This window comes from Streptomyces sp. NPDC001920 (assembly GCF_053594495.1).
In genome coordinates this window covers 46,595-57,203 of the sequence record NZ_JBSFEP010000034.1, presented here as the reverse complement: position 1 = coordinate 57,203, position 10,609 = coordinate 46,595, and the positions used below count along the sequence as shown (strand labels likewise).

The 10,609-nt window shown below is 69.4% G+C and carries 10 protein-coding genes; 2 read left to right on the top strand and 8 right to left on the bottom strand.

Annotation, left to right across the window (positions count from 1 at the left end; genetic code table 11):
• The 5 genes from ACWCPI_RS37670 to ACWCPI_RS37650 form a co-directional block, all read right to left on the bottom strand.
• On the bottom strand, nucleotides 1–2,438 hold a 2,438-nt coding region (locus ACWCPI_RS37670), incomplete at its 3' end, for a helix-turn-helix domain-containing protein (protein WP_451042465.1).
• A gap of 686 nt (nucleotides 2,439–3,124) precedes the next feature.
• Nucleotides 3,125–3,886, bottom strand: a complete 762-nt coding sequence (locus ACWCPI_RS37665; RefSeq protein WP_451042464.1) for a maleylpyruvate isomerase family mycothiol-dependent enzyme — start codon at nucleotides 3,884–3,886, stop codon at nucleotides 3,125–3,127.
• A 242-nt stretch (nucleotides 3,887–4,128) separates the two neighbouring features.
• Complete coding sequence (locus tag ACWCPI_RS37660; protein ID WP_451042463.1) at nucleotides 4,129–5,067, bottom strand: sigma-70 family RNA polymerase sigma factor; 939 nt, start codon at nucleotides 5,065–5,067, stop codon at nucleotides 4,129–4,131.
• A 10-nt stretch (nucleotides 5,068–5,077) separates the two neighbouring features.
• The gene (locus tag ACWCPI_RS37655; RefSeq protein ID WP_451042462.1) at nucleotides 5,078–6,268 is read right to left on the bottom strand and encodes an NAD(P)/FAD-dependent oxidoreductase; all 1,191 of its coding nucleotides are present in this window, start codon (nucleotides 6,266–6,268) and stop codon (nucleotides 5,078–5,080) included.
• A gap of 214 nt (nucleotides 6,269–6,482) precedes the next feature.
• On the bottom strand, nucleotides 6,483–6,776 hold the full coding sequence (locus tag ACWCPI_RS37650; RefSeq protein WP_451042461.1) for a hypothetical protein: 294 nt from the start codon (nucleotides 6,774–6,776) through the stop codon (nucleotides 6,483–6,485).
• A 92-nt stretch (nucleotides 6,777–6,868) separates the two neighbouring features.
• Here ACWCPI_RS37650 and ACWCPI_RS37645 point away from each other — a divergent pair, with 92 nt between their 5' ends.
• Nucleotides 6,869–7,165 carry a hypothetical protein gene (locus ACWCPI_RS37645; RefSeq protein WP_451042460.1) on the top strand — a complete coding sequence of 99 codons (297 nt, stop codon included), beginning with the start codon at nucleotides 6,869–6,871 and terminating at the stop codon, nucleotides 7,163–7,165.
• Nucleotides 7,166–7,386: 221 nt separating this feature from the next.
• On the opposite strand, the gene ACWCPI_RS37640 is transcribed toward ACWCPI_RS37645, so the two are convergent.
• Together ACWCPI_RS37640 and ACWCPI_RS37635 are read right to left on the bottom strand one after the other, a co-directional pair.
• Nucleotides 7,387–8,034, bottom strand: a complete 648-nt coding sequence (locus ACWCPI_RS37640; protein WP_451042459.1) for a dihydrofolate reductase family protein — start codon at nucleotides 8,032–8,034, stop codon at nucleotides 7,387–7,389.
• On the bottom strand, nucleotides 8,019–8,192 hold the full coding sequence (locus ACWCPI_RS37635; protein ID WP_451042458.1) for a hypothetical protein: 174 nt from the start codon (nucleotides 8,190–8,192) through the stop codon (nucleotides 8,019–8,021). Before ACWCPI_RS37635 ends, ACWCPI_RS37640 begins: the two co-directional genes overlap by 16 nt.
• Nucleotides 8,193–8,495: 303 nt before the next feature.
• Between ACWCPI_RS37635 and ACWCPI_RS37630 the strand changes: the two genes are divergently transcribed.
• The gene (locus tag ACWCPI_RS37630; protein WP_451042457.1) at nucleotides 8,496–9,782 is read left to right on the top strand and encodes a hypothetical protein; all 1,287 of its coding nucleotides are present in this window, start codon (nucleotides 8,496–8,498) and stop codon (nucleotides 9,780–9,782) included.
• 181 nt (nucleotides 9,783–9,963) lie between these two features.
• On the opposite strand, the gene ACWCPI_RS37625 is transcribed toward ACWCPI_RS37630, so the two are convergent.
• Nucleotides 9,964–10,533 (bottom strand): TetR/AcrR family transcriptional regulator, encoded by a 570-nt coding sequence (locus tag ACWCPI_RS37625; RefSeq protein ID WP_451042456.1) that lies wholly within the window; start codon nucleotides 10,531–10,533, stop codon nucleotides 9,964–9,966.
• Between the last annotated feature and the right edge of the window lie 76 nt (nucleotides 10,534–10,609).

Below are 10,609 nucleotides of genomic sequence, written 5' to 3'. Positions count from 1 at the left end.
CTTTCGTGGTGTCCGGTCTTTTCTCGTATGCGGGCGAGTTCGGTGAGTGCTTTGGTGTCTCCGGCGGTGAGGGCTTGGTTGGCGAGGCGTTCTGCGCTTTCGTGGTGTCCGGTCTTTTCTCGTATGCGGGCGAGTTCGGTGAGTGCTTTGGTGTCTCCGGCGGTGAGGGCTTGGTTGGCGAGGCGTTCTGCGCTGCCGTGGTGTCCGGTCTTCTCTCGTATGCGGGCGAGTTCGGTGAGTGCTTTGGTGTCTCCGGCGGTGAGGGCTTGGTTGGCGAGGCGTTCTGCGCCTTCGTGGTCTCCGGCTTCTTCTCGTATGCGAGCAAGCTCAGCCAGGGCAGATCCCTTTGTGTATCGGTTGCCTTCTTGGACGGCCTTGTGGAGCAGAGCCACCGCCGCCTCATGGTCTCCGGCCTCCTTTCGCATCAGTGCACCCTCGATCAAAGCTCGGGTGTCGCCTGAGGCGGCGGCCTTCTGATACATGGCCTCTGCTGTCTCTCGGTCTCCGGCCGCCTTGCGTGTCCTTGCCACCTCGACCATCGCCTCGACGTTGCCTTTCGTGGCGGCGCTCTCGTACAAGGCGTTCACCGTCTTGCTGTCCCCGGTCCGGTGCCAGGCGAGTCTCGCCTGGGCCCAGAGGGAGCCGGCTTGTGCGGAGCTGCGAAGCAGCATGAGGTCTTCCTCATACCTGGATATGCGCCGGACCCCGGCGGCTTCCTCAGCGTTGCGCGCCCGCTGGTACAACGTTTGTGCCCTCTCCTGGTCCCCGGCCTCGGCACGCATCCGCGCGAGGTTTCTCAGCGCCTCGACGTCACCGGCCGCGGCGCCTTGTGCGTACAGCTTTTCCGCCGCCTCGCGATCCCCGAGTCCCTCCCGTATCCGGGCGAGTGAGAGGAAGGCGGGGCTGTGGCCCGCGTGAGCAGCGCGGCGCCACAGACGGTAGGCCCAGTAAAGACGGTGACGGACGGAGGCGGCCCGGGCCAGCTCGGTGAGACCGTCGACGTTGGTGAGACGTAGGTGAGCTGCCTCCCAGAACGACGCCGGCGGGCACAGCGTCCAACGGGCGCGTCGGCCGTGTTGTTCGAGGTAGTCGGAGAGCTGATACGCCGTGGGCACTGCCCATGAGTGGGATTCGGTATCACGGGTGCGGCCGGCTCGGCGCGGCCGGATGCGGTGCAGGGGAGCCAGGTTGCCGTGGACGGGCTGGCCGAGCTCGGCAAGAGCTTGATCAAACCAGTTGTCGTTCAGGGCGTCGAAGTCAGTGTCGGTGAGGTAGCCCTCGGCTGCGTACGAGAGGAATGTCATCGACAGATGCGGGCCGGCACCGAGGCGGCGGGCGTCCATCGCGGCCTCGAGCACTGCTCGCGCCGCTGGTGTCGCGGTGTGGTAGCGGCGCAGCAGGTGGGGCGCGCCTGCCAGGAACTGAGCCAGCCGGCCCTCACGGGCGTGTTGGAGGGCGTAGGCCAGCTGTTCGTCCCCGCCTTCAGCGAGAGCCTGCGCAGCGGTGATCGCGTCGGCGTCGAAGTGGTCGGGCAAAGTGATCAGCCGCCCGTCCAGCAGCTCCCGCACCCGCGAGTGCGGATCGGGCTCGCCGGGGCGAGGCAGGGTGGCGTAGACGGTGACGTACTCCGACCACAGCGTGCACAAGATCAGCACCGGGCCCCGCGAGGATTCCGTCAGCAGGCTGTGCAGGGCCGCGGCGATCCGCTCACCTACGTCTGCGCCGGCACCGAGGTAGTGCTGGGCCTCGTTCAACCACACCACCGTGCGTGGTGCAATCCGATCCATGCTGGCCAGAGCCGCTTCTGCACGGGTGGGATCCACCGGATGCCACAGGCGCCAACCGCTGCTCGTCAGTGGCTGGATGGCCTCCCAACAGGTGCGGGTCTTGCCGGTCGAGGAGGAACCGACGAGGACCGCCATCTGGCTGTGCCCGTCTGCCGCGGCGGCAACGATCTCGCTCAAGGCGGCATCGTGCGGGCGAGACACATAGCGGGGCAGGGCGGCGGCCCGCAACCGCCGCGGTGGATGCGTCGTTTGTTCACCGTCTGCGGCCGGGACGTCAACGGCCGGATGGACTTCGAGGTCTATGGGGTCGTATTCAGTGATCGGCCGTCCGACCGCGCCATGATGACGTCCTGCCGACCGGGAGGCGAGGGCCAGTAGATCCAGTAACGGCCGTGCCTCCAGGCCGAACACGTGGGCCAGCGCGGCTACAGTCTGCGGTGAAGGCGCTTTTGTCGACGCACTCAGGGCCTGGTTCACCGTCGTGCGGCCCAAGCCGACGCGACGAGCCAGTTCAGTCTGGGTCCCTCCCCACTTGGCGTATCCAGCTTTCAGCTGGGCCCTGAGCTCGGTCAGCGCAGCCACCGGATCCCGGAAATCGCCCGTGCCCACGCTACCCCCGCCCTTGCAGTCCCGCCGTTCGTCTTTGTTCATCTTCCGCCGCCTGAACCAAGGTGAACAGCCGCGCGGCGACATTCGGTGCCAGAACTGATGTCTGCCTCGCCTCAAGGGGAAACCACACCATGTCCGACCGCGCTACCGTGCTCTGTCTCGCCTGCGCCTTGGTTGTCATCGCATCCGTAATGGCTGGTGCTGCCGCTGGTTATCTCGCGCGCCGTGATCACGCGACCTACCCGGCCGCCGTGACCCGCGCTGCCGCCGCCTTCGCTGCCACGCTCGCCCTCGCCGCCGCTGTGGCTACGGCATGGGCGTCACTGCTCGGCTGACAACCCGGCCTCGTGTCGACACGGCCGGGCTCGACACCACTTCGCCGACAGTGTCTCCGCCCGTTGGCCGTGGAGCAGCAGCCAAGAAGTGGGCAAGCGCGCCGGCCACTGCAGACTCGCTCCTCCACCCTCCGCCACGTCCAACACGGCTTCGCCGCAGTCAGGGTCGTGACCCCGGAACACCTAACAGAATGCCTGGTCGTAGCCGTGTCCCCTTCGTGGCTGAGCCGGCAGTGCTGCGTGGCACGCCCAAGTCGCTGGCGGCCTTGAGGTGGAGGCGCTTGAGCCCGAACTGTACGAGGCCGTAGTGGCCGTCCGCCGCGCAGGCGCAGCTGTTTGCGATGCTCACCGGCGCGAACGTCATCGAGGCCGTCCGCTCGCGGTATTGACCGGCTACTCCTCGGGCTCCCAGGCGATCAGCTGCTCGAACACCCGCTGGTCGCCCTCGACCTTCAGGTCGCTCAGCGTGAGGCGGCCCCAGACGAAGAGGAGCAGTTGCTCGGCCGTGCCCGTGGCCGAAGCGGAGGCGGGCGCGGCGTCGTCCGTGAGGGGTGCGGGCCAGGCGCCGGTGCCGTCCAGGGTGAGGAGCCAGGAGCGGCCCTCGACGGCGTGGTAGTGGATGGTGGCGGCCTCGTGCGGCCAAGCCGCCGGGGTGGAGTTGCAGGTGTCGAGAAACTCGGCCACGCCGTCGATCGCGACGTCCGCCGGCATCGGCTGCACGGCGCCTGCGGCGAGCTGGGCGTCGTAGGTGTGCACCAGCACCTCGTGCACCCGGCGCCGGGCAACGCCCCAGGCGTTCGCCGGCGACACGCCGGCGGCCCACCACGTCCAGCACTCGCGCTCCGGGCCGGCCTCGCGCAGCGCACTCAGCAGCAGCTCGTTCGACTCGGCGTACCAGGCCAGCAGCGCCTCGAGCTCGCGCGGCGCCTCCGCGGCTTCCTTGGCCGGTGGAGCGTCGGCCGGGCCCGCGGCGACGATCGCGGCCCACCAGCGCTGACCCGTACCCAGGTGCTGCACCAGATCGAACAACGTCCACTCGGGGCAGGACGGCACCGGCGCGTCAAGACCGGGTGCGGCGGAGACCGCACTCCGGAACGCGGCCGACCGCTCGTCGATCAGCTGCAGCAGGGCGGAATACTCAAGACTCTCTGTCACCTCGCTTGGCTATCACCTCAGCTCAGCCGACCGCACCCTATTTTCCAGGCCGTCCGCTGCGGGAGTTGGGACATGAGGGGCCATACTGGCGCGCGCCTGCAGAGCGGCTACGCGTTCGGGCAGGGGCCCCGCCTCTGACCGTCACGCCTCCAACGCCCTGCGGGCCCGCTGCTGTGCAGCACAGGGGCCGAAGGGGCGCCGTCGTCGCTCCGCCCAGGACGCTGGAGTCCCGGTGGCTGCGGTCACCATGCATGGATGACCGGCGCGTCCGGTGCGTGCCGCCGCCAGGCCTCATCCAAGCGTCCGAGGCGGTCCGCGGCGGCGATGCCGCGCAGGGACGACACCTTGCCCTCGCTGACTTCGAACGCCACGGCACCCACGACCCGGTCGTCGACCACGGCGATGACGGCCGGGGAGCCGTTGACCAGCGCGATGTACATCGCGGGGGAGCCGCCGGCCAGTCGCCGCTTCGCCGCAGTGGGCTTGAAGCCGGCCCGCACGAAGGAAGCGATGCGCTCGCGCGTCTCGTACCGCAGCAGCCGCCTGGCCAGTCCGGCACCGTCGGAGACCATGGTCGCGTCGGCGGTGAGCAGCGCCACCAGCCGTTCGGTGCGCCCCGACGTGGCGGCGGCGAGGAACTCCTCGACGACCCGGCGCGCGGACGCGGGGTCCACCTCGTCGCCGCTGCGGCGCTCGGCGGCGATCCGGCGTCGGGCCCGGTGGACGTGCTGCTGGCATGCGGACTCGGTGATGTCGAGGATCTCGGCGATCTCGGCGTGGGGGTACGAGAAGGCCTCGCGCAGGACATAAGCGGCCCGCTCGACCGGGGAGAGACGCTCCATGAGGGTCAGTACGGCCAAGGACACCGATTCGCGCTGCTCGAAGGTATCCGCGGGGCCGAGCATCGGGTCGCCCTCCAGCAGCGGCTCGGGCAGCCAGTCGCCGGCGGCGCGCTCGTGACGCGCCTGCGCCGAACGGAGCCGGTCGAGGCAGAGGTTGGTGACTACCTTGGTCAGCCACGCCTCCGGCACCTCGATGCGTTCCCGGTCCGCGGCCTGCCACCGCAGGAACGTGTCCTGCACGGCGTCCTCGGCGTCGGCGGCCGAGCCGAGCAGACGGTACGCGAGCGAGGCCAGCCGTTCCCGGCCGGCCTCGAATCGATCGACGGCTGCTCTGTCCATACGGATGACCCTATGCGGCGGCCTGGACACCGGCCTGGTCGGGCGTGGTGGCCAGGCGGCGCTTGCGCTTCGGCATGCCGAAGGTCGGGTGGGTGATGCTCCACCCGGCCCCCCGGAGGATGCCCGCCTTGAGCCATGAGGCGGTCCGGCCGCCCAGGTACCAGGACTGCGACCGGGCGTCCTCGTCCACCATCTGGAAGATGGCGTCCCGCCGCCCGAGACTGATGTGGTTGCCGTGGTACTTCAGCCCGACGGTCGGGATCTCGCCGCCCGTCAGGCGCGCGGTGATCGCGGCGGTCGCCTGCATGTTGGTGTACCCGGCAGAGGCGCAGGACATCGGCAGCGGCCGGCCGTTGTCGCCGATCGCGTAGGCGCAGTCACCGGCGGCGTAGACGTCCGGGTGCGAGACCGAGCGCATGGTGCGGTCGACGACGATCTGGCCGGTCTCGGCGACCTCCAGGCCGCTGGCGGCCGCGATGGGGTGTACGGCGAACCCGGCCGACCACACGGTCACGTCAGCCGGGATGGACCTGCCGTCGGCGGCGATCGCCCGTGTCGGCTCGACGGCTTCGATGCCGGTGTGCTCGTGGACGGTGATGCCGAGCCGGTCGAAGGCGCGGCGCAGGTGGTGGCGGGCCTTCGGGGAGAGCCAGGCCCCCAATTCCCCGTGGGCGGCGAGCGCGACCGAGAGGTCGGGCCGGGACTCGGCGAACTCGGTGGCGCTCTCTATACCGGTCAGCCCCTCACCGACGACCAGCACGGTGCCGCCCGCGCCCAGACCGGCCAGCCGCTCGCGCAGACGCAGCGCCGAGGACCGGCCGGTCACATCGAAGGCGTACTCGGCCACGCCGGGCACGCCATGGTCGGCCACGCAGCTGCCGAGCGCGTAGAGAAGGGTGTCGTACGTGAGTTCGTCGTCACCGTCCTGGCCGGTCACGGCGACTGTCCTGCGCTCGGGGTCGACACCGGTGACATGCGCCAGGCGCAGCCGCACCCCGGTGCCCGCGAACACGTCGGCGAGCTTGCGGACCGTGAAGTCCTGGCCGATCGCGAGCTGGTGGAGCCGCATCCGCTCGACGAAGTCGGGCACCGCGTTGACGACGGTGATCTCGGTGTCGGTGGGCGACAGCCGACGGGCCAGGTTCCCGGCGGCGAAGGCCCCGGCGTATCCGGCGCCGAGTACGACGATGCGATGCTTCATGGCGATGCTCCTGTCTCGTTCGCGTGGCCCTTGAACGAGATGGCGCCCCGATTGCTGACAGGAGCCAGGTGTGACGTGGGCCACTGAACTCAAGGTCAGCGGCTCTGCCTCCGGCAGGCCCTCGGACCTCCAGGCAACTCGAACTTCTCCGCTCGGAGCCGCCGCCCGCGTACGCAGGGGAAAGCCCCGGCGTCACCTGGAAGTTCGAGCGCGTTCAGTCCTCGGGGCACCGCTCGCTCCGGTGCCTGCCACCCGCCGATGTGCCGAGCCGCTTCGCCCTGCGCACCCATTCCCTGGGGTTGAGCAGCGGTGGCCAGCTCGACGGCTCGTCCTCGCGGTCGGCTCGTGGCTCGGGGCTCCCGCGTTCCTCCGTCGCGCCCTCGGCCGCCGGTACCGGATACGTCGGCTCCGGGGGGAGGGAGAAGTGGGCGGTTTTCGTGTCGGTGGGCGGCGGGTGGGCGAAGCCGCGGGGTGGAGTCGGCCGGAGGGCAGGAGGAACGGACGGCATCCTGCTCCGCCCCTTGGACTGTCCGGTGTGTGTATCGCCTGGGGGACGTTCGCCCGGGCGGGGGCCATGGCCCGCGGTGGGCGGGTACGACGGTGGCCCGCCTTGCCGGACTCGACCGGCGGCGCTGTCCGGGCGGCGGCGACCGGCGTCGGCGGCTGGGCCTGCGCGTGCCGGACGACGGCTGGGGGAGCGGGGCGGGCGACCGGGCGGGGCGAGGTGCCTGTGACAGCTCGCTGATGTCGTCGGCCACGATGTCGGCGCGGGCTCCGGTGAGGGTCTGGGCGTCGCGGGCACGGCGCCAGCCGAGGGACACCACGCAGGGCCACTCGCTGTACGTGGCCATGCGCCAAGGGATGTCGGCCTCGTCCGTCGGCCAGTACCGGGGCTGATCCGGCGGTCGCCGTTGAGATGACAGCCACCGATGCGCACGTGGAGCCGGTGCCTGCGCTCCTCGGCGGCGGCCCTGCGTTCATCAGCTGCCTGCTGGTTTCCTCCTCGGCGGCGGGACCGCAGAGGTCAGTGTCTGCCGCACTGTCCGGCGGTGCACGCCGTATGTCTCCGCGAGTGCAGCGCATTCACTCCAAAGGGGGCACGTCGCGGAGTCCTCGTGTCACTTTCGCCAGAACAGGTGGTGCGTCACGCCGCTCGGGCTGGGCACGACCTCAAGGTGGAACCGGTCGAGCAGCTCATCGGGGGAGTCCCAGAGCCGCAGTCCGGTTCCGAGCTTCACCGGTGAGACCGCCACATGCATGGTGTCGACGAGGTCGGCGTCGAGGAACTGCCGGATGGTGGTGACCCCGCCTCCGAGTCGGACGTCCTTGCCCTGAGCCGCCTCCCGCGCCTGCTCAAGGACCGTGGCCGGATCGCCGGCGACGAAGTGGAACGTGGTGTCGGAGAGCGTGAACGAAGGACGCTTGTGGTGAGTCATGACGAACACCGGGGTGCGGAACGGGGGCTCGTCACCCCACCAGCCGCACCACTCATGGTCCTCCCAGGGCCCGCGCTGGGGCCCGAACTTGTTGCGGCCCATGATCTCGGCGCCGATGTTGTGTGTGTAGTCCCGCGTCAAGTAGTCGTCGAGGCCACGGCTGCCTCCGGGGTCCGTGCGCATGGGCCAGCTCGCCGTGGCGCCGGCCCACGCGAACAGCTTCGCGGGATCGACGCCGTGGCCGAACGGATTCTCGAAGGTCTGGTCCTCACCGGCACCGATGCCGTCGCTTGAGACGTTGAAGTTCTGGACTCTCAGTAGCTGAGCCACGTGTTTCCTCCTGCGTTGTCGATGATGACGGTGATGAGACTCTCCAGGCCGCGAAAACTCATCGCTGTGTCCAGGGCCCGCCAGGATTCCGGCACCCGGCAGCTCAGATTGACCCTGATGCTCAACCGCCCGTCGGTCTCATCGACCGCATAGTCCATCCGCCGAGCCTTTCACGGCCTGCCTGACCGCCGGGTGAGCCAGATCAAATTCTCACGTCGCGGAGCCGATTCCGATCCGTGTGGTGGAGCCCAATGAGATGCCCATGGACAACCGGGAAACCGGACACCTTGGCGCTGCAGCGGTACGACATTCCCGCCCCCGACCGGCCAGGCCGGTTCGAGGAACGAGGCACTGGCGGGTGACCGCTTGGCTCGGCGGCGCCATCGCTCACGTCCGCACCGCGCGCGGAGCGCATGGCGGTGAGAGACTCACCGCGCAGGCTGGCGTACTACGGTGCTCGGGTGACTGATCTTGACGTAGTGGCACGCGGGCTGGTCGGCGACGAACGCTCTTTTGAACAGCTGAGCTGCCATCCGCGGCTTCCGTTGGTGGCCTGCTCGGACTCCGAGCGCCCGGCAGTGCACATCTGGGACTGCGGCGCAGGGCAGCTACGCGAACTCGGCTCCGTGGGCCTCACGTCGAACGCCTATGGAGACGCCTTCCGGTGGGAGCGGGCAAAGCGGACGCCCGCCGTGGCGTGGCATCCGCACCAGCCTCTGCTTCTCGTGGCAGGGGAAGACGGGCTACGGCAATGGACTCCCGCCGGGGTCTCCGAACCGGAAGGCGCTCCAGCCGCGGCTTCCTACCGCAGTCTGGCGTTCAGCCCGGACGGGCAGACCCTGTGGGGTTCCCCGTCGTTTCGCGACGGAGGCGGTGGGTGGGACAGCTCGGACGTCCTTGACCTCGCCTCCGGAACCGTCGGTGCCGGAACCCCTTGGGACACGGGAGTCGTGGAGCATCCCGGAGGCGGACTCGTCGCCACGCTCACCAGCGATCAGGGGGCCACGCACTGCCTTTTCGCGCGCGTCGATCACGAGGCCGCGCCTGCCGTGATGCGGCCGCTCCGCCGGGCCCTGATCCTGGACTGTGACGGCTACGAGACTCCGCTCTTCAGTGCAGACGGACGTCATATGGCGATCCGTGGCAACGCGTACGACAACTCGGTGGAGGTATTCGAGTTTCCCTCGTTGCGCCGGGTCCTGGCGACAACCCTCGGCGACCCCAGCCCGGGCTATCCGTACCCGCAAGAGTGGCTTGAGCAGAGGGCGGCCTGGTCGCGTCACAACATCGCCTTCGGGTCGCGACCGGGCGTGCTGTGGATCGCAACACCGGCGGGGGCGCTGGTCGAGGTGGACCTCGATGGCCGGCAAGCGGTCGAGCACGACGTGCTGACCGGATCCCGCTTGTCCGCGTTGGCCGCCACGGCGACCGGCGAGCTTCTCGTTGCAGGCTGTGGGGGAGAACTGGTGCTCTTGTCCGTGCTGACCGGCTCCACACCTCCCGGCTCCTCCACGCAGACCCTCACCACGAGCAGGGACGTCTCGAGGGCTGCCGCGCTAGCGTTCTTGGAGGCCACCGCCGAGATTCCGGACGACGGGGAAGACTTGGAGACACACCTTGTCCTGACCGACGGAACCCGCACATGGGAAGCCGACGATCTGGCAACGGTGACCGCGACCAGCGCAACGGATCCAACCTGGCTTCAACTGCAAGCCGCCATGAACAAGGCACAGCTTCGCAGCGAGTAACCCGTGGAACGCGAGGAACGCGAGGAACGCGACGCACCGTATGCGACGGAGGTACTCGGGTCACACCCCCAAAGATGCTGACCAGCGAGCTTGCGCGATCTCGGCTCGGCCGGGCCACGAGGGCGGTTTCATCGCTGCTGACCACCAGGTGCGCGGCTCACCCGAACCGCTGCCGCTACGTTCAGGGAACTGGGCGCAGACCGGTCAGCGTGACTTCGACGAGTCGGCGGGTGGCGGCTTGTGAAGTGAGCCTCGCGGCTGCGGTCAGAGCGTGCAGGCAGTAGTGGGCGAGTTCGGCGGATGGCACGTCGTCGCGTACGTCGCCGGCTCGTGTGCTCTCGGTGATGAGGGCCTGGATGAGGTGCGCCACGTGGCGCTCGGCGTGGGTGACGTGCTCGCCTTGGTGCAGGAGGGTGGCCAGCTCGCCACCGTGGCGCTGGCGGGCGATGTCCGCATACGCCTCCAGGACGGCCTGCAGACGCTGGACGGCAGGGCCGCCTTGGTGTGCCGCTTCGGTCAGCTGGTGCAGGTGGGTGGTCACTTGGCGCTCGTGCCAGGCCAGGAGGATGGCTTCGATGTCGGAGAAGTACTTGTAGAGCGTTGCCCGCCCGATGCCGGTTCGTTCGGCGACTTGTGACATGGTCACCGACCGCAGGCCGCCTTCGGCTACCAGCTGTGCGGTGGTGTCCAGGATCGCCCCGCGCACGGCGGCGCGGTGCGCGTCGATCGTCTCGTTCCACAGCTTCGGCACCCACTCAGGATACGGGCGGGGCGTCCACAGGCGATACACTCCGTTCCCGGTGGAGACACAGTGTCTTGAAAAAGTG

What these genes read in the sequence shown, in the direction of transcription:
- ACWCPI_RS37660 (WP_451042463.1), bottom strand. Translation starts at nt 5,067, where the DNA reads ATGGACAGAGCAGCCGTCGATCGATTCGAGGCCGGCCGGGAACGGCTG.
- ACWCPI_RS37655 (WP_451042462.1), bottom strand. Translation starts at nt 6,268, where the DNA reads ATGAAGCATCGCATCGTCGTACTCGGCGCCGGATACGCCGGGGCCTTC.
- ACWCPI_RS37650 (WP_451042461.1), bottom strand. Translation starts at nt 6,776, where the DNA reads ATGCCGTCCGTTCCTCCTGCCCTCCGGCCGACTCCACCCCGCGGCTTC.
- ACWCPI_RS37635 (WP_451042458.1), bottom strand. Translation starts at nt 8,192, where the DNA reads ATGGACTATGCGGTCGATGAGACCGACGGGCGGTTGAGCATCAGGGTC.